The organism is Ectobacillus ponti (assembly GCF_024294785.1).
Classification (GTDB): Bacteria; Bacillota; Bacilli; order Bacillales; family Bacillaceae_G; genus Ectobacillus; species Ectobacillus ponti.
In genome coordinates, this window is sequence record NZ_JANCLT010000016.1 from 1 (window position 1) to 17,377 (window position 17,377).

The 17,377-nt window shown below is 51.2% G+C and carries 17 protein-coding genes and 1 rRNA gene; 16 read left to right on the plus strand and 2 right to left on the minus strand.

Going from position 1 to position 17,377, the window contains the following annotated elements; all coding sequences use genetic code 11:
- From rrf to NK662_RS20475, 6 genes are all read left to right on the plus strand, one after another.
- Positions 1-76, plus strand: a 5S ribosomal RNA gene (rrf, locus tag NK662_RS24390); the annotation flags it as partial.
- A gap of 20 nt (positions 77-96) precedes the next feature.
- Positions 97-303, plus strand: a complete 207-nt coding sequence (locus NK662_RS20455; protein WP_254760822.1) for a hypothetical protein — start codon at positions 97-99, stop codon at positions 301-303.
- Between the two features lie 64 nt (positions 304-367).
- Entirely contained in the window at positions 368-1,453 is a 1,086-nt protein-coding gene (locus NK662_RS20460; RefSeq protein ID WP_254760823.1) for a phosphotransferase, read from the plus strand.
- A 139-nt stretch (positions 1,454-1,592) separates the two neighbouring features.
- Positions 1,593-2,039 (plus strand): hypothetical protein, encoded by a 447-nt coding sequence (locus tag NK662_RS20465; RefSeq protein WP_254760824.1) that lies wholly within the window; start codon positions 1,593-1,595, stop codon positions 2,037-2,039.
- A gap of 1 nt (position 2,040) precedes the next feature.
- Positions 2,041-2,262 carry a helix-turn-helix transcriptional regulator gene (locus NK662_RS20470; RefSeq protein ID WP_254760825.1) on the plus strand — a complete coding sequence of 74 codons (222 nt, stop codon included), beginning with the start codon at positions 2,041-2,043 and terminating at the stop codon, positions 2,260-2,262.
- A 15-nt stretch (positions 2,263-2,277) separates the two neighbouring features.
- Positions 2,278-2,973, plus strand: coding sequence for a DUF4386 domain-containing protein (locus NK662_RS20475; RefSeq protein ID WP_254760826.1), 696 nt, complete (start codon positions 2,278-2,280; stop codon positions 2,971-2,973).
- A gap of 85 nt (positions 2,974-3,058) precedes the next feature.
- Here NK662_RS20475 and NK662_RS20480 read toward each other — a convergent pair whose 3' ends face one another.
- Together NK662_RS20480 and NK662_RS20485 are read right to left on the minus strand one after the other, a co-directional pair.
- Positions 3,059-3,466 (minus strand): cupin domain-containing protein, encoded by a 408-nt coding sequence (locus tag NK662_RS20480; RefSeq protein ID WP_254760827.1) that lies wholly within the window; start codon positions 3,464-3,466, stop codon positions 3,059-3,061.
- Positions 3,467-3,480: 14 nt separating this feature from the next.
- Positions 3,481-4,233, minus strand: coding sequence for a carboxymuconolactone decarboxylase family protein (locus tag NK662_RS20485; protein WP_254760828.1), 753 nt, complete (start codon positions 4,231-4,233; stop codon positions 3,481-3,483).
- Between the two features lie 166 nt (positions 4,234-4,399).
- On the opposite strand from NK662_RS20485, the gene NK662_RS20490 reads away from it, so the two are divergent.
- From NK662_RS20490 to NK662_RS20535, 10 genes are all read left to right on the plus strand, one after another.
- A complete protein-coding gene (locus tag NK662_RS20490; protein WP_254760829.1) occupies positions 4,400-4,945 on the plus strand; it encodes a TetR/AcrR family transcriptional regulator in 546 nt (181 codons plus the stop codon).
- 418 nt (positions 4,946-5,363) lie between these two features.
- Complete coding sequence (locus NK662_RS20495; protein WP_254760830.1) at positions 5,364-6,503, plus strand: hypothetical protein; 1,140 nt, start codon at positions 5,364-5,366, stop codon at positions 6,501-6,503.
- A gap of 37 nt (positions 6,504-6,540) precedes the next feature.
- Entirely contained in the window at positions 6,541-7,485 is a 945-nt protein-coding gene (locus NK662_RS20500) for a helix-turn-helix transcriptional regulator (RefSeq protein ID WP_254760831.1), read from the plus strand.
- 71 nt (positions 7,486-7,556) lie between these two features.
- Positions 7,557-7,859 (plus strand): hypothetical protein, encoded by a 303-nt coding sequence (locus NK662_RS20505; protein ID WP_254760832.1) that lies wholly within the window; start codon positions 7,557-7,559, stop codon positions 7,857-7,859.
- Between the two features lie 29 nt (positions 7,860-7,888).
- Positions 7,889-8,443 (plus strand): hypothetical protein, encoded by a 555-nt coding sequence (locus NK662_RS20510; RefSeq protein ID WP_254760833.1) that lies wholly within the window; start codon positions 7,889-7,891, stop codon positions 8,441-8,443.
- Between the two features lie 109 nt (positions 8,444-8,552).
- On the plus strand, positions 8,553-10,991 hold the full coding sequence (locus NK662_RS20515; RefSeq protein WP_254760834.1) for an MBL fold metallo-hydrolase: 2,439 nt from the start codon (positions 8,553-8,555) through the stop codon (positions 10,989-10,991).
- Positions 10,988-12,304 (plus strand): hypothetical protein, encoded by a 1,317-nt coding sequence (locus NK662_RS20520; protein ID WP_254760835.1) that lies wholly within the window; start codon positions 10,988-10,990, stop codon positions 12,302-12,304. The genes NK662_RS20515 and NK662_RS20520 overlap by 4 nt, the downstream gene beginning before the upstream one ends.
- Positions 12,305-12,323: 19 nt before the next feature.
- Positions 12,324-14,042, plus strand: coding sequence for an Hsp70 family protein (locus tag NK662_RS20525; protein ID WP_254760836.1), 1,719 nt, complete (start codon positions 12,324-12,326; stop codon positions 14,040-14,042).
- Positions 14,043-14,062: 20 nt separating this feature from the next.
- Positions 14,063-15,805 (plus strand): hypothetical protein, encoded by a 1,743-nt coding sequence (locus tag NK662_RS20530; RefSeq protein ID WP_254760837.1) that lies wholly within the window; start codon positions 14,063-14,065, stop codon positions 15,803-15,805.
- The gene (locus NK662_RS20535) at positions 15,802-17,082 is read left to right on the plus strand and encodes a coiled-coil domain-containing protein (protein ID WP_254760838.1); all 1,281 of its coding nucleotides are present in this window, start codon (positions 15,802-15,804) and stop codon (positions 17,080-17,082) included. The genes NK662_RS20530 and NK662_RS20535 overlap by 4 nt, the downstream gene beginning before the upstream one ends.
- Positions 17,083-17,377 lie beyond the last annotated feature (295 nt).

Consider the following 17,377-nt stretch of genomic DNA (forward strand, 5'->3'; position numbering starts at 1 on the left):
CGAACACGGAAGTTAAGCTCTTCAGCGCCGATGGTAGTTGGGGGTCTCCCCCTGTGAGAGTAGGACGTCGCTAGGCAACAAAGAGGACCAGCCATCATGGCTGGTCTTTTTTCGTGTGGTCATGTGATGAAACAATACGCGGTGTGGTGGAACAAATCACATTTCAGCAATGGAACAAAAAAGTCAAAAAATGAAACAATCTTTTTCGAAAATGAAACAAAAAAATCGAAAAATGGAACAATCACTTCAAAAAGTGAAACAATTCCTGCCGTGGGGGGACAAGCTCTCGGCATTCCCCCCTAGAAACAAGGAAGAAAGGTGGCATTTTGCCGGGTTCTCCTCCTGTGAAAGCAGGAGGAATTGCTGTGTGATTGTGGAACTCGTCATGTACCGGCTTTTATTAGATGAAACTATAGCCGGAAAAGCTTACTCAGAGGATGTAGTCTATATGAAAGAGCATTATATTGATTCTATTCTTGACGGGTTTCTGCCCACGGGAGGCTGGACTGTAACAGCCGGGGCAACCGGACTCAATAACACGACGCGTTTTATTGAAGCAGGCGGAGAACGTTACGTGCTTCGCATTTATGAGACACATGGGGACGAAGAGAAGGTCCGCTATGAGTATAGTGTGCTGCAGGGCTTGCAGCAGAAGCAGCTTCCATTCCGTACACCGGAGCCTGTCCCAACATTGCAAGGTGGCACGTTGCTTCGCGCAGAGGACGGCAAGCTTGCGGCGCTGTTTCGCTTTATCCCGGGTGGGACTCCAGCCTTGGAGCGGGAGACAGAACTGCATTCCTACGGGCAGGTGGTCGCCAGGTTAACACAGGCACTGGCAGAGGTGAACGTGACGGAGCCTCCCGCCTACAGACCGTACTATGACATCTGGCATGCGCATTCGCGCTGCCGGCAGCCGGATGTGCTGTCATTTTGCATGTCTCCGCCGGCAGCCTTTGCGGACTTGAAGCAGGAGCTGCACAGCTTGGCTCGGGAGCTGCAGCGGTTGGAAGACCATGTGCCACAGCTGAAGCAGCTGCCGCACCAGCTCGTGCACGGCGACCTCAATGCCTCCAACATGTTGGCCTGTCAAGATGGAAGCATCTCTGCCATTTTGGATTTTGAATTTGTTACATACGACATCAGAGTGATGGAGCCGGCGGTGTGCCTGGCGGATTTTATTCGACCCGGCGCGGCGGATGAAGAAATCTGGAGGAGGATTCCTGCGTTTGCAAAAGGGTACAAGAGTGCGCTGCATCTGGCGAAGGAAGAAGCGGAGGTGCTGCCGGTGCTGATCCTGCTGCGCAGTCTGGATGTGTTTCTGCATTTTCTCGGCCGCTATTGGGACGGAAAGAATGAGGCGGAGAGAGTGAGGAACCAAATTGTGCAGGCCGCATGGCGGGCGGAATGGCTGCAGGGGAATGGAAACAGGATTGTAGAAGCGGTGCTGCAGTGAGATACAACTTAACATGCCCCGCACCCCCTTATTCAGATAAGGGGGGTTTTTCATCATTTGTATGTAAAATAAACTTGACATGATGAATGGTTCTTATTACATTTTGTATAGAATATATTACCATTAAAGGGGGGGAACCATGACATATCAAGAGAAAAAAAGCATTGTATCGTTGATGAGTGTCATCCTTATTTTTGTATCCTTTTGCTTTTACATGTACCCGCAGCACCCCACAGGCGGGCTGGAATCGGCTGAAACCTTCCGCTATTGGGGCGCATTTGTCCTCAAGCTGACCTTTGTTTCCATTGCCGCCCACATCATGATCAGCATCCTCTTCAACATCATCTTCCGCATCACAACGAAGGAAAAGGAGCCGGCATTTGCAGATGAACTGGATCAGTTTATCAGCTTAAAAGCAAACCGCAACGCGTTTTTCGTATTTATTCTCGGCTTTGTTGCAGCGATGGGGTCGCTCGTTCTCTACCAGCCGTCACAGATCATGTTCGTGATTCTGATTGCTTCCGGATTCATGTCCGATGTGACCGGCTCCATCACAAAGCTGTATCACTACCGGAAAGGAGTGTAGGATGGGCAAACATCTTGTCGGCAATCACATTCGGAAACTGCGATTCCACCATAATGAAATGACACAGCAGCAGCTGGCTGACAAGGCAGGCGTAACAAGACAAACGATTGTGGCTTTGGAAAAGGGAAACTACTCTCCTTCCCTGGAGCTGGCCTTTCGGATTGCACGGGCCTTCAGCTTGCCGCTTGAGGAAGTGTTTTTTTACGAAGACGACACACTGTAAGAAGGGGGCCTGAACATGAAGGTAAAAACTGCAGAAAAGACAGTGGGCATCCTGTTTATACTGGCAGCGGTTACCGCCATTGCCGGTCTTGCTTTGTATCAGCCGATCCTGGGGCCGGATTACCTGGTGGAAGGCTCGCGGCACGCCGGCCAGGTTGTGCTGGGAGCAGTCATGGAGCTGATCCTTGTGGCATCCGCCATCGGCACCGCAACCACAATGTTTCCGTTTCTAAGAAAATATAACGAAACGATAGCCCTTTGGCATGTATGCTTCAGGTTTCTGGAGGCGGTCCTGATTATCGTGGGTGTCATCAGCGTATTGTCCCTCTTGACGCTGAGCAGGGAACTTGCAGCTGCCGCAGCACCGGCTCCCGCCTCCTTTCAGGCCTCAGGAACGTTGCTGAAAGCCATGCATGACTGGACATTCCTGCTGGGCCCCAACTTTATGCTGGGCCTCAATACGATGATGTACAGCTATATCTTTTACAAGTCTAAGCTTCTCCCAAGGTTCATCCCCATCCTGGGAATGACAGGGGCGGTGCTTGTGTTCCTCTGCGCTTTGCTGGTGATGTTTGGCGTCATCCAGCAGCTGTCCGTTTGGGGAGCCATTTTGGCGCTGCCGGTCGCTGCCAATGAAATGATTTTGGCGGTATGGCTGCTTGTGAAAGGATTTCGTCCATCCGCGCTTGCGTCTTTGTCGGCAAAAAAATAGAGGCATGCAGCTGTGCAGGCTTCATGAAAAAATGATGTGCGTACAGATAAAGGAGCTGACCCAACATGTGAGGTCAGCTCCTTGTTTATAATTGGCTGTAGGCTTCATCATCAACAGGCTCCAGCCATTCCGGCGTGCCTGCAGTGATGGCAATGTGTGCAAACCAGCTGTCCTTGGCAGCTCCGTGCCAGTGCTTGACCCCATCATGGATGACGATGACATCGCCGGCTTTTAACGGCTGGGCGGGCTTGCCTTCCTCCTGGTACCAGCCTTCGCCGCCAGTTACCAATAACAGCTGAAATCCGCCGTGATGAATGTGCCAGTTATTTCGGCAGCCCGGCTCAAAGGTCACGTTCCCGACACCGACATTCACCTCAGGGTCGGCAACGAGTGATTGTAAATAGCTCTGTCCCGTAAAAAATTGTGCAAACGCCTCGTTTTTCTCACCTGCCGGGAAAATCACGCCGTGCTTGACTTCTTCATGCTTTGCCATTTGTCTTCCTCCATTCATGCTTCGTTTTCAGGAATGATTTCATTCACGCAAGCCAAGGCGTTCAGTGTTCTCGGAAAGCCCATATAGGGAAGGCAGTGGGTAATGGCAGCAATCATTGTTTCCTTGTTGTTGCCCACATTCAGGTTCCCCTGCACATGTGCCTTCACTTGGCCCTCAGCACCGCCCAAGCTGCTTACCATGCACAGCGTCAACAGCTCACGGGTTTTTAAATCAAGGCCGGTGCGGGTATAGAAGTCTCCGAAGCAAAAGGCCGAGAGATAATCCTGGATATGCTGCTGATTTGCCGGGGCATGCTTCCGCATGTTTGCAATGATTTCGCCGAATATTTCCATCTGCACGGCAAGTCCCTTATCCAAACGATTTGTCTCATCTACAGTTTGTTGGCTTTCAATCGGTAAGGCAATCCCTCTTGCCTGGAACACTTCGTTGACTTCGTGAAGAGCATTCAGTGTTTTGGGAAAGCCGATATACGGAGCACATTGATACACGGACTCCTTGATTTCCACCGGTGTCAGCCCAACGTTCAGTGCCGCACTGACATGCGCCCGAAGCTGGGGCAATGTCTGGTTGGCTGTAAGCACCACCAGCGTAATCAATTCCCGCTGCTTATCATCCAGGTTGCCTTGATGGAACACTTCCCCGAAAATGAAGCGGGTGAGGATGTCCTGAAAATCAGGATCGGCTGAGGGGACGCTATCACCAAACAGTTGTTTATATGTTTCCGCGCTTATTTCCACACGATTCATTGTAGAACCTCCTGTTTTTCAGGCTTAGTCACTAGCTGCATATTTGAGTATAATATAGGATGAACATAGTAAATCCACAATGATCAAATACATAGGATTCGTGCAATAAGGCACAAATCAGGGGGGATTGTGCCATTATTTCTCAGGAAAGCTTGGGGGCTCGTGCATGTCTATCGTAGATCGAAGAATACAAAAATCGCAAAAGGCAATAAAAGACGCGTTTGTCGAGCTGATGGCCGAGAAAGGATTTGACCAAATCACCATGCAAGACCTTTCGGAGCGGGCAAATGTCGGCCGCAGAACCATCTATCATCACTATATGGATAAATATGATCTGCTGGACAAGCTGATTGGAGAGCATCTGGACGAGCTCAGCACATTATGTGAAGCAACGGCTGAGCTGAATTATGCGGAAGGGACTGTCATTTGGTTCCAATACTTTGAACGGAACTACTCCTTTTTCTCCACGATGCTGGCGAGCAAGGGAGCGCCGGCTTTTCGCAGCCGCTTCCTCGCATTTGTCATCGAAGAGCTGAAGCATGAAATGGATGTGACAGAAGGAAAAAATCAGGGCTTGCATCAGAACATCATTCTCAGGTTTTTTGGGGCTGCCGTTGTCGAAATCGTAGAATCATGGTTTACCAGTGAGATTGCGGAGCCGGCTGCGGTCGTGGCCGAGCAAATGGGGAGGCTGTTGGACCGGAATGTATGAGAGATGGAAGGGACAGGGGATCAAAGAGGGATTTTGCTTCCCCGCGAGGAATACTGTAAAGAAATACAAGAAACAGGGGAGCAGAGAAGGTTATAATTCATAAAGTAGGGCAAATCATGTTATATGCAAATAACCAAGCCCCATGCTTCCCTGCGATGCGTGGGACCAGATTTGTTTGGCAGGGAAACAGGAGGACATTCAGCTTTTGCTTGTGTGCTGTGAATCTCTTTTACTTCAAAAAGAAGTGCTGAAGGCGGAATACATTTTCAGCTTGTTGACACATAAACTTCATGACGTGAACTTGGCAAATAGTGAAGAATTCCGGAAAGCATTAGAAGCTGTGTTGCTGCAAACCCTCCATATGAAGTCTGAACATACAGACGCAGTGGACCTTATATGGGGGCATGTGCTGCAAATTATGGACCAGCTGCAGGTTTCCCCTTACGGCACGTTTATACAAGGATATACGAAACAGAACTTCTCCCAGCTCGCTGATAGTATTTTTGAAACAAACGAACCGAAGTTGATCCTGTTGTTCCTCCATCTTCTGCGGTCATGCCGGCTTGATACGGAAATGAAGGAAGTGCTGGAGTACATGCTGAAAGCGGAGTGGGAGTTTCTTGAAGCAAATCTCTCAGCACAGGAATTCATCTTTTTCTTCTGGTACAGTTACTTGTTCGACTTGGATCAAGTATTGCTTTCCGCCTCGGCTGAGGCTGCAGCATGGCTGGCAAAAGCAACGAAAGAGCTCTCCCTGTATCATGCCATGAAAAGGCCTGTATACGACAAACAGCTGTTACAAGCTGAAGTGGAACAGTTTAGAGCAAGCAGCCCTTTCAGCCAAGCGGATACGGAAGCCATCATTCAAAAGGTCCAAAAGGATGCTGTAGACCGAAAGAACAGGCCAAAGATACAGGAATTTAAAAATGCACTATATGTTATGGATGAGAGTATCTTAAAGAGTTACTGCAATGCATATGGACTTACTCGACAAACAAGGGGCATTGCCCTTTGCGAGCCGGGAGAAAGCGAGCGGATAACGGGCTATGTTGAAGCAGAAAATTTTCTGGCACCCAGCGGAAAGCTGGCTTTTATCATGGAGCAAACGGTTAGAGAATTGGAGGGCATGCACAAACCGCAAGTTATAAAAGCATACAAACCTAAGGAACTTGCTCAGGATAAATCGGCAAAATCAGAAAGGAAAGGTAAGAGTAGAGAGGACGACATACTTTCTTTTAACTGGCCCAGCACTGAGGCTTCAGAAACAACAGGACCTGCACAAAAAGGGCCTGCGCTGAATGAAAACAGCGATTTAAAAAAACTGGGCTATCAAATTACGGGTTTAACCAGGGGGAAGCGCTGGAACATTCTGCAGCAGGCAGTACCGCGGTTGGGCTTAAAGCGGGTGGCTCATCTGATTGCATATAACGTAAGGCTGCGAAAGGGACAGAAGAATAGCATAAGCAAATACCAATATGCCATTACGGAGTGGGAACATGATTTGGAGCGACTGAAGAAAACGTACTATAAGCGCGATTTTACTTGGCCGCAAACATAATGTGCAAGTATCCACAAAAAGTAGGGATGAAAGAAGCATGAGCAAATTAAGCAATTGCCTGCGGATGATTGAACTGCTGCAGGCACGCGGCAAAATGAAAATCAGTGAATTGGCAGGGGAGCTGGAAGTTAAAGAGCGGATGGTGCGGGTGTACCGGGACGAACTGGAGAAAGCCGGCATCTATATCGAGGGAGAGCAAGGGCGAGGCGGCGGCTACTCTTTGTCGCGGGCTTCCTTCTTTCCGACAAAAAATATGGCAGGAGGGGAACTGGAGGCCCTCATTTTTGCAGTAAAGCAGCTGAGCGCAAAAGACACCGTATATTCAGAAGCGGCACAGGTCGCACTGGACAAGCTGCGGGCGGTGCAGCGGACAGAGGAAGAGAAGGACAGATATATCCACTTTGTGCAGCGCTCCCGCCCCAACGACGAACAGTCCGATGACCACAAGAAGTATGTACAGCTGCAAAGCGCCTTGACCGGAAGATACAAGGTGAAGCTTGCCTATACGAGTGCAACCTCCAGCGAGGAACGGACTGTTCGCCCGTATGGCTTCGTCTACTATAACGAATTTTTCTACTGTGCCGCATTCTGTGAGCTCAGACAGCAGCTGCGCACCTTCAAGCTTTCCCGTATAGAGCGGCTGGAGCCCCTGCAAGAACGGTACGAAATTCCCCAATCGTTTGATATCCGCGAGGAATGGTCCGGGCTTGGCATCATGCGGGATGAGCCGATGAGGGTGAAGCTGCTGATTTCTCCGCCTTTTGCCCGCTCCGTGCCGGAGTCGGTTTGGGGAGAAAACCAGAGTATCCAGCATCATAAGGACGGCAGCATTCTGTTTCAGGCCGCGATGAACGGCAAGCAGTCTATTAAGAAATGGATTCTCAGCATGGGGGCAGCCGTGCGTGTGCTGGAGCCGGCCGAGTTGCAAGCGGAGCTTGTGGAGGAATATAAAAATATGCTGGCATCATATTCTTTTTCGTAAAGTGACACGTATAGTGCCACATTATGTTCTACAATAAAAATAAACCAACACACAACAAGATGGAGGCTTATATGGAAACCATTCGCTTGCAGTATATTGTGGAAGGAACGCTCGATGACAAACGGAAAACCGAGTTCGCAAATGGTCTCGAAAGCAGCTATGACTTGGACAAGTTCCGGGAGAACCCAATGGAAACACATCAAGAAGGAACGAAAGAGACATTAAAGTCCATTGCCATGTACTATATGTGCAATATTGCCGAGGTGCAGCGTGTGGTCGTGCGGATGAACGGGGAGCGATACATCGACCTGACACGCCCGATGCTCTCATACATAAAAGAACAAGATTTGTTATCTTTCAATAATCTGCTATAAAAATAGACGCAAAAAGGGACGGGGAAACAATGAAACTACAAACAAGCTTGGACACATTTAACCTGTATGCTTTCCTGAAGCAAGCCATCCAAGACGGCACCGGCATCATGACGCCGCCGGTCTTTGCAGTCGAGCGCCTCGAGGATTGCTGGTCCGACGACGAGACACAATATTTTCCTGAAGTTCTGACTGAATGCCTGCTGCAGGATGGACAGTACGTATATGTAAATTTTTCTGACTGCGGGCTGGAGCGGGATATTCGCTGCATCGATGGGAATGAATACTACCTCATTCACCAGGACGACTATGAAGATGAGCTTGCTGAGCAGGAAGAGGATTGGAGCAAGTTTCCGGATGACGTGAAGCCGGTGCAAGGCTTTGACCTCAATGAAACGCGCTCGGTCGGCTATGTGCTGCAATATGAAAACAGCACTCTGACCATCCAGTCTTCTATCTTCCACGCCATGGGCAAACGACCTGTTGGCCCATGCGGCGCCGGCTACACGCAGGATATTGAGATGCTGGAGGATGCCGAGCTGTTTGAGGAGCCAATGAAGGAGTACGTGCGGCAGTTTGTGCAATAAAAAAATACTATGCAATAATCGACAGGGAAACAAAATTCGACAATTTTCTTATTTTGATTATGTTAATATACAAAAGTAGTTATAATTCATTTGGTTTAAATTTCTGGAGGTGATTGATATCTCTGGCTATGAGCAGATTTTTCAGTCAGCAGTCCGCTGTGAAAACAACAGCCAATGGGAGCAATGTGACAGGTATTACCGGCAGCTTCTGGCATTTGAGCGTCTGCCGCTGCGTGTGCTGCAGCGCATGTGCGGCTATTTCTCCGGCATAGGCGAGTTGGCGGCGGTAAAGGGCTTCATTCGGCAGGCCATTGAAGAGGGCGGGGATTTAGCTGTATTTGGCCCCCTCTTTCTTCAAAGTGTAGAAGACACATGCCGGCCGGATGACATTCATTGGCTCCTGCAGCAGGGGGCGGACAGCCATTTGGAGCTTTCGTTCGCCTGTATGGAATATTTGGAGAGGCACGGAATGGAGATTTACGCAGATTATATCTCCTTGTATGAAAGGATGACAAAGGCATTCATCCAGCATGGCGAAGCTTTGGCCGGGCTGTATGTCAAAGGCACGCTCCTGGCGGTAAGGCTGGAATGGAAGCGTAAGCATATTGCGCAGTCCCGCTTTCATTTGCGCAAGCTGCTGGATTTGAAGCGGGAGCACCTGGCGGAATGGGATGAAATTACTGCATGGGCTCTCGTGCTGGATCTTCTTCCGGAGCTGTTTCAGCGAAGAGATATCCTAAGCTTTCGGGAGCGGCTTGGGAATAGTATGAGCCTATTTCTAACCTATTATGAGGAGGCGGCTGCCCGCAGCTTAACGGTGGAAACATTGGAAGCACTGGATCGGCTGCAGGTGGAGGAGCCGCTGCAAGATCAGCGCATTCTCCTGTTCCTGCTGGGGAAAAAGCTGGAGCAGAAAGACTTTTCTCCGGCGGAGCTGGCGTGGCTGCGGCAGCAGCCGTACAGCTGGTCTGCCGTCCGGCTGTACGTGCTGGATCAGGGGCTGGACGGATTGCCGCATCTGAAGCAGTCCTTTTGCCACCATGCGGATCTTCCGGAGGCCGTTTCCTATTTGCAGCAGCTGACACAGGCGGCAGCTGCGAAGGAGAAGAAGGACCTGTCGCCGGTGCGGATCACGGTAGTCGGCGGAGGAGAAAAAATTGGGGGCACCTCCATTCTTGCTTCCGTGGGAGAGCACCATCTGCTGCTGGACGCCGGCATGCATTTGAACGATCCAAACCGCGTATTCCCGAATTACCAGGTGCTGCATCAGCAGGGAATTGACTTTGCCGATATTGATGCTCTCGTTGTGACACACGCACACTTGGACCATACGGGAGCTGTTCCTTATGTGCATCAGCTGCACAAAGGTCTGCCTATCTATGCGACAGAGGAGACAAGGGAGCTCATGGAGGTTTTGCTGAGGGATGTACAGCGCAACAACCGCACCACACCCGGGTTTTACAGTGAACAGGATTTACAGGCCGCCCTGCATCATATGCAAACGGTTTCTTTGGGGAGCACAATCTCCATTCCCTCAAAGGGGAAGGAATGGAAGGTGACCTTCTATCGGGCCGGCCATATTTTGGGGGCCGCTGCTATCCATCTTGTCATTGACGATTATTCCATTCTGTTCACGGGAGATTACTCTCTCGACCGGCAGCGGACGGTGTCCGGCTTACAGCTGCCGCCGGACTTGTCTGTCGATGTGCTGATTACAGAAAGCACCTATGGCTATTTGCCCTCCAATGCAGCGACGACAAGAGAGTGGCAGGAGAAGCAGCTTGTGCAGCTGCTGCTTGATGTGACGGAAAAGGGCGGATCTATCTTAATTCCAGCCTTTGCGCTCGGCCGGGCCCAGGAGCTGCTGCTTATTGTGAAGGAGCATTTCAAGCAGCAGCGCTTTCTGCCGTTTATCGTCTATTTGGACGGAATGGTGCCGGAGATCTGCCGCATTTATGAACACTATCTCAAAGACGATCCGCTCCGGAAAGAGAATGAAGCTTTATTTTTCGGCGGCGGTGTGCAGGCGGCTTCCCAGATATACCGCAGTTTTTCGTTTGATGAGCACTATGACCAAATCATGGCCGGTGGAAAGCGCGTCATCATTGCCAGCTCCGGCATGCTGCAGGAGGGGAGCGCATCGGCGCGGTACGCGGAACGTATGCTGCCCCGTCCTGAGCATGCGCTCGCCTTTACCGGCTATATAGATGAAGAAAGTCCGGGCTACAGTATCCATGCTTTGCGGGAGCAACAGCAGCGCACGATAGCCCTGCATGGCAAGGATGTGGATGTACGGGCCCGCGTTGCAAGCTTCCGTCTTTCGGCGCACGCGAGCCGGGAACAAATTGTCGAGACTGTCGTATCCCTGCAGCCTCAAATGGTGCTGCTTGTGCACGGGGAGCATGAACAGAGCTACAAGCCGCCCCGGGCGGAGGGGAGAATCGCGGTATATCCGACGGTCCGGCAGCTGTTGGGGCAGCTCCCTATGAAGGTAATTGCGGCCTATAACGGCCAAACATATTCGATGATATCGGAGGAGACACAATGAACAAAGTATTGGAACAGGTGATTAAGCACAACGGTTTTTTCAAAGCAATGAAGGAGGAACTGAAGCTGGGTGAGGACCGGCTGAACGGAATCCTGGAGCAGTACGGCTTGAAGGAAAACACACAGCGGCGTGTATTCTGCTGGAAACTGAAGCTGCTTTTGGAGCAGCTGGTGTATGAAGGGGAAGCTTCCGGAAATGGCGAGCTGCTGGACTTTTTGGTAAAGAAATGGAACAGGGAGAACACAATCCAGCTTCAAAAGGATGCCTTTTCCATTGTTTTGGACCAATCTGTTCTGGAGGATGACCGGCAAAAGCACGCGTTCCAAGCGATTTGCGCAGGCGATTTGAATGCATATACCGTATATTCCGAAACAAGCATTGAGCTGTTCAGCGAGCTGTTTTGCCGCTTTATCGTTTACATGACAAATGATAAATTGCTGCGCGTCCATGCCGTAACAATGGAGGATTTGTTCGGCAAAGAAAAAGCTTACTCTGTGAAGCACACGCTGTCCAAGCTGGATTTCATGAACCGCAGCCGGAGATTTCTGCGCTACAACATTGAAAGCTTGACGCAGCATATTCCGCTGCAGGAGGCTGTGTTTGCCAAGGGGATGGCGGCCATTGTCCTGCCGGTGCTGGAGAAGCGCCAGCATGAAGAGGGCTTCGCGGAGGCGTACCGCAATGTGAAGTCCTGGCTGTCACAGCAGGATGAGAAGCCGGTACAGGAGACAGCTGAAACGGTTGCACCGAAGCAGGAGGAAGCTGAGCCCATTGCGACGGCAACGGAGCAGGAAGCAGCTTCCGGAAATCCTGCGGACCAAATTCAACAATACGCACAGACCATTATCACTTTGTCCAAGCAGCTGGACAAGCAGCAGGAAGAGGCCGGGAAAATGGCGGCGTTGGAGCAGGAAAATGAGCGTCTGCGTTACCATTTAACACGCCTGGAGGAAGAGCGCGAAGAGCTGCAGTACACCAAGCTGCTGGAAGTATTCGAGTATATTGCCGGCCAGCGATCCCGCTATTTGCTTTCCGAGCTGTATAAGGGACAGGATCAGGTGCCGATGGCGAGAAATCTCTTTAACAGTCTGCAGATGGGCGGCATTGAGCCATTTACGAACACCTATGAGGTAGGGGAAGAAATTACGATGAAGCGGGAGAAGGTCAAGCAGCTGTTTGCCCTCCAAGCACCGTTGACTGCAGGGGAAGAGTACGTGACCATCCGGATCATGCAGCATGGCTGGGCAATGAATGGGCGTGTCCTGATTTATCCGTTGGCTGAGGAAGTTGTAAAGGCAGAGCAACAGGCTTAATAAGAGGAGGAAAATGACGATGACAAAGAGCAAACGCTATGTCGGAATTGACTTGGGAACTACGAACTCTACGGTATCCATTGCCGAGTTGACAGCAAGCCAGCAGGTGCAGGCGAAAACCCTGCAGGTGCAGCAATACGATGGACATAATATGACCTTTAACGAAATTTTGCCAAGCACTGTGTATTTCGACAGTGACTCTATCCCATATGTCGGCAGCTATGCCAAGCGGATGCAGTGTGTGGAACCGGAGCAGGTCATGTCGGAAGTAAAGCGCCATATTGGGGATGAGGTCGCATGGCCGATCAACAATGAAAACTATGCGCCGGAGCATATTTCCTCTTTCGTTTTGAAAAAGCTGAAGAAAACGGTGGAAGAGAAGTTCTTTGGCGAAGAAGTGGACGGGGCCGTCATTACAGTCCCGGCCAACTTCAACTTCCAGAAGCAGGCGAAGACAAAAATCGCAGCGGAGCTTGCCGGCTTCAATCCTGATAAAATTCATATGATTCCGGAACCAACGGCAGCTTTGATTGACTTTTTGCATGAGGAGAATGAGAAGGCGCCGGAGCATCGCGCGTTAAATCTGAGCACCGGGCCGAAAACCATCCTTGTATTTGACCTTGGCGGCGGCACATGCGATGTAACCATCCACCGTGTCACGCAGGGACAGGACAAAAGGCTGAGAATTGAAGATTTATCCATCTCTCAATATACAGAGCTCGGCGGCATGAATTTTGATAAGGAAGTGCACAACTACATGCTGCGAAAGCTGCTGAAGCAACAGGGCGTGTCCCCGAAAGACATGATGATTAAATACGGCAGCGAAATCAGCCAGGTGAAGGCGGTGCTGCTGGACTTTGCGGAAACGGCAAAAATGCAATTCTCACGGCAGGTGACTGCCCGCGAAGAAATGCTCGATATCAGCTACTATGACCAGCCGGGAAGCTTTGACCAGCTCAAGTTCAGCCAGACACTGTTTGGTGTGCCGGCCGAGCTGATGTGCGAGCTGTCCATCACCAAGCAGGAGATGGATCAGATTATTCAGCCGCTTTTATACAAGAAGCACGAAAATGACCATGAAAATATTGAGCACCCGATTTTGAATGCCCTATCGACAGCAGTCATGCCGCTGCAGGCAGCAGATATTGACCATGTCTTCCTCGTGGGAGGAATGACGGCCTTCCCTGCAGTGAGAGGCCGCATTTACGAGATTTTCGGCAAAAAACCGACAGTTGCAACAAATCCGATGTACTCTGTGTCACGCGGTGCAGCCATTTACCATTACTATCAGGACCAAGAGGGCATTCAGCTTGCACAGGTATCCGAAGAACGCATTTACCCGCAAAATGTGTATATTCGCGTATTGAAGGGCACGCCTGTCGCGCTGATCAAAAAAGGAGACAGCATTCCGTACGATAAGACATTCGAGCAAGGCTTTTTTGTAACAGGAAACGAGGAATATGTCAGCCGGATGGAGCTGAGCCTGTTTGCGGGCGAGAGCCCTGATGATTTGGCGCAGCAGCCTTTGAAGAATGCGGTGCTGGAATTCGAAAACCCGGTCCGCGTCGGTTCTCCGCTTGTGCTGCGCGTGGAGGTGGATAAGGAACGGAATTTGAGCGTAAAGGCATGGCTGAAGCATGATGAGTCTGAAATGATCCACGTGAATGTCGGAGTCCGCAAGTACACAGAGGAAGAGAAGGAACGCATTAATGGCAAGCACATGGCTATGACGAAATAAGGGAGAAGGGGGAGATTCACATGGTACAAATGAGTGATCTATTAAACTTGAAAATTAAAGAACAGCTTCAAGCGAAGGGAAGCGGTGCGGCCGAGCCGCCAGTCTTCCCGGAGCTGGAGCAGATGGAAATTCCGTCAGAGGAAGTGGTAAGGGCGGAGCTGGAAAAGCAGAAGCGGACACAGCAGGCGTTGTTTGAGGATGAAGCGGAGGTGGACGAGTGGGCTGAGCTGCTGGCGGATAAACAGCCGATTTACCAGGAGGAGTCCCCGAAGGTAAAGGTGGAGATTGGGCTTGCGGGAGGCTACGTCGGCTATGTGGATTTGACTTTTTCCGAGCTTGACAAGGCCTTGACGAATGACGCCTATCAGCAAGTTTCCAAAAACCTTGAGCTGATGAGCAGCAGCCAAAAGCGGACAGAGGTGCTCCGCGCCGCGCAGGAAATCGAGAAGATCGGTGACAAGGCGGTAGGAGCGATTTTTCGGAAAATCTACCTCTTCGATTTCAGCAGCAAAGAGGAGCGCTATAAGCTCGAAGCGCTGGTGCAAATGTGCACCCGTCTCATGGTGCTCAGCCTGAACGGCCGGATGATCCTGAAAGGGGTGCTGCAGGGCGCAAAAAATGAACAGCATCTTGAACTGGCGATCCGCGTTGCGGGACAAATCAACGACCGGGAAGTCGTTCCGGAGATTTTGGAGCATGCCAAGAAGCCGGCGCTGTTCATTCCTGCCATGGAGGCCTTGCTGCGCATGCGCAACACAGAGGCGGTGCGCGAGCTGCTGCCGGTCATTGATGCTTTGGATGCCGGCCGCAAGGATATTATCGGCGAAGCCATTTCCTTGGCGTACAGCTTCCGCGTGCTGCAGCCGTCCATTGTGAAGAGCCTGTTCTACACCTACATGGACACGGCTGTCAGAGCGCTGCGCCCGATCTATTCCGTGGCCATCAAGTCATTTGGCGATCTCATTGTGCCGGTACTCTATGACATTTTGGAGACTGAGGGCGATATTGTCAGAGCGCGTGAGGCAGCGAAAATGATTGGGGGCCTCCGCACAGCCACGGCCAGCGAGAAGCTGCAGGAAGCATACCGCCGTCTGCCGGCGAAGCGCACGGTTGTCATGGAAGGCATTGCGCATACACTTGACGCAAAGCTTGCGCCGTTTGTGGCAGAAGAGCTGCAAAAGGCGGATAACCAACGCCTGAAGGAAGCATGCATGAAGGCACTTGCAACGCTGGGGGATGAATCCTACATTCCGCAGGTGAAGCCTTACGCGCAGCAGCAGACAACGAAGCTGAGCGCTTTATATGCTCTTGTGCGCCTGGGCGATGCGGGAGCGTTCCGGGATTACCTGCACCTGCTGGTTGCCGGGACGAGCGAAGAGCAGCAGCAGCTGCGCAGCTACACATCGCTGCTGAGCTTCAAGCACCTTACAAAAATTGCGGAGCGCCTGCGCGACCTGCCGGATTCCCAGGCTGTGCAAATTCTGCTGACCCTGCAGCGCCCGAATGTGCTGCCAAAGGAAATCGGCCCGATTCTGCGCGATGTGCTGCATAAGCGTCCGAGCGCGCCGGTGCGCCTGGAGACATACCGGCTGATCGCCAAGTTCGCCCATACAAAGAACGAGCTGCTGCCGGCAAGTGTGTTCTATGAAGCACGCAAGACGGAGCAGGACCCGCTCATGAAGCGCCAGATGGAGCAGATCTATAAGGGCATGAGCAAGTCCGGCAAAGGCGCCTTTATCGGCTATGACGGTGAACGCGCATGAAGCTGAAAAAGAAGTATAAGTACGTCACTGTGGAAGGCATTGACAATATGTATTTGGACGCCTGCCTGCTGCTGCAAGTCGGGAAGGAGCAGTTGGTGAAGGCACTGGTGGATGAAAAGATGGTTTTGCTGAAGGCGAAGCTGACTCCATCGAAAATGAAGAAGCTGAGAAAGGAAGACATGATTCGGGAGGTCAGCCGCTTCGCCGCTGACTCCCATTCCTTGCACAGCTGGCTTACTGCCTTTGCCGAAAAAGCCTTCGAGTATATACAGGACACACACATGGACGGAGAAGCTGCCGGCTCCGATGAGTTCTTCGTGCGGGTGGAGGAATTGCTGGAAAGCGGGGAGCTTCCCTATTTCACGTACGTCGCTTGGCTGCGCATGCACGAAGAGCATCATGAGCGGATCAAGCCGGTGCTCGAGCAGTTCGGGCAGGAGTACGAGGCGGACACGGGCCTTCGTCTGCCTGAGGATTTCGGGACAGTGTATGAAAAAGAGGCGGATGAGCTGGAGGAACAGATTGCCGATGCAATCCTCATGCTGTCGAAGCTGAAAGAGCAGGTAAAGAAAAAAAGCTACAAGGCGCAGTATGAGGAGGAACAGCAGAAGCGCGTGCAGCTGGAGACTCAGCTTGCGAACTTGGAGCGTGAGCAAAAAAATCTGTCGGAGTCCTTGAAAACGAAGGAACAGGCAGCGGCGAAGAAGGACAAGGAAATCAATCAGCTGAAAAAAAGTCTGGAGACTGGAGCAAAACAGCTCGATCGGAGCAACAAGGAGGCGGGCCAGCTCAGCAAAGAGGTTGGCGCGATGCGGCCGAAGCTCGAAGCGCTGGAGCAGCAAAACCAGCAATACGAAAAGGAGCTGGCACGCGCCAAGGCTGCCAAAGAACAGGCGCTCCGCTCTCAGGAGGAGCGGTTGCTTAACCAATTCCGTTCTGAAAAGAGCCAGGCTCTCGAGGCTCGCGGGCAGCAGCTGGAGGAGCTCCAGCTGGAAAATGAAAAGCTTCATAAGCTGCTGGAGGAGCACCAATCCCTGCAGCGGAAGCTTGCCGAGACGGAGGACGAAAACGCGGCGCTGCAAAAGCAGCTTGCTTATTACACGGAAAGCCTGAAAAAGCAGGAGGAGTCCCCTAAGGCGGCTGAGGCAGAGAATCCGGCAGCGGTACAGCCGCCTGTCCAGCCGGCCGTATCCATGCCGGATTCGCATGAGGATGACTTTGACGAGCTGGAGCTTTTCATCAGCCGAATTGGCCGCAACGATCCGAAGCAGGTGTAGCCGGCGCGGCTGCGATACAGCTGAGCAGGAAAGTCTCTATGAAAAAAATCCCGGGCCTCGGGATTTTTTTCATAGGGCTCTTTTAGTTTGTCTTTTTTGCTTTCTTAGGCTGGAACAAATAGAAGAGTGGAAAGAATTTGCAGAGTTTCAGCATTTCGATGTCAACAGGAAATAAAAGATATAGGAACAAAAGCTTGTCCCAATATTTTCTTCGCCTCCATACCTCATAGGGATAAAGCAAAACAAGCCTTCTAAATCGAAATAATTCAGCCTTATCCTTGTTTATTTTTTGGGA

What these genes read in the sequence shown, in the direction of transcription:
- NK662_RS20525 (WP_254760836.1), top strand. Translation starts at nt 12,324, where the DNA reads ATGACAAAGAGCAAACGCTATGTCGGAATTGACTTGGGAACTACGAAC.
- NK662_RS20485 (WP_254760828.1), bottom strand. Translation starts at nt 4,233, where the DNA reads ATGAATCGTGTGGAAATAAGCGCGGAAACATATAAACAACTGTTTGGT.
- NK662_RS20510 (WP_254760833.1), top strand. Translation starts at nt 7,889, where the DNA reads ATGAAACTACAAACAAGCTTGGACACATTTAACCTGTATGCTTTCCTG.
- NK662_RS20505 (WP_254760832.1), top strand. Translation starts at nt 7,557, where the DNA reads ATGGAAACCATTCGCTTGCAGTATATTGTGGAAGGAACGCTCGATGAC.
- NK662_RS20455 (WP_254760822.1), top strand. Translation starts at nt 97, where the DNA reads ATGGCTGGTCTTTTTTCGTGTGGTCATGTGATGAAACAATACGCGGTG.
- NK662_RS20490 (WP_254760829.1), top strand. Translation starts at nt 4,400, where the DNA reads ATGTCTATCGTAGATCGAAGAATACAAAAATCGCAAAAGGCAATAAAA.
- NK662_RS20465 (WP_254760824.1), top strand. Translation starts at nt 1,593, where the DNA reads ATGACATATCAAGAGAAAAAAAGCATTGTATCGTTGATGAGTGTCATC.
- NK662_RS20470 (WP_254760825.1), top strand. Translation starts at nt 2,041, where the DNA reads ATGGGCAAACATCTTGTCGGCAATCACATTCGGAAACTGCGATTCCAC.
- NK662_RS20530 (WP_254760837.1), top strand. Translation starts at nt 14,063, where the DNA reads ATGGTACAAATGAGTGATCTATTAAACTTGAAAATTAAAGAACAGCTT.
- NK662_RS20520 (WP_254760835.1), top strand. Translation starts at nt 10,988, where the DNA reads ATGAACAAAGTATTGGAACAGGTGATTAAGCACAACGGTTTTTTCAAA.
- NK662_RS20495 (WP_254760830.1), top strand. Translation starts at nt 5,364, where the DNA reads ATGGACCAGCTGCAGGTTTCCCCTTACGGCACGTTTATACAAGGATAT.
- NK662_RS20475 (WP_254760826.1), top strand. Translation starts at nt 2,278, where the DNA reads ATGAAGGTAAAAACTGCAGAAAAGACAGTGGGCATCCTGTTTATACTG.
- NK662_RS20500 (WP_254760831.1), top strand. Translation starts at nt 6,541, where the DNA reads ATGAGCAAATTAAGCAATTGCCTGCGGATGATTGAACTGCTGCAGGCA.
- NK662_RS20535 (WP_254760838.1), top strand. Translation starts at nt 15,802, where the DNA reads ATGAAGCTGAAAAAGAAGTATAAGTACGTCACTGTGGAAGGCATTGAC.
- NK662_RS20480 (WP_254760827.1), bottom strand. Translation starts at nt 3,466, where the DNA reads ATGGCAAAGCATGAAGAAGTCAAGCACGGCGTGATTTTCCCGGCAGGT.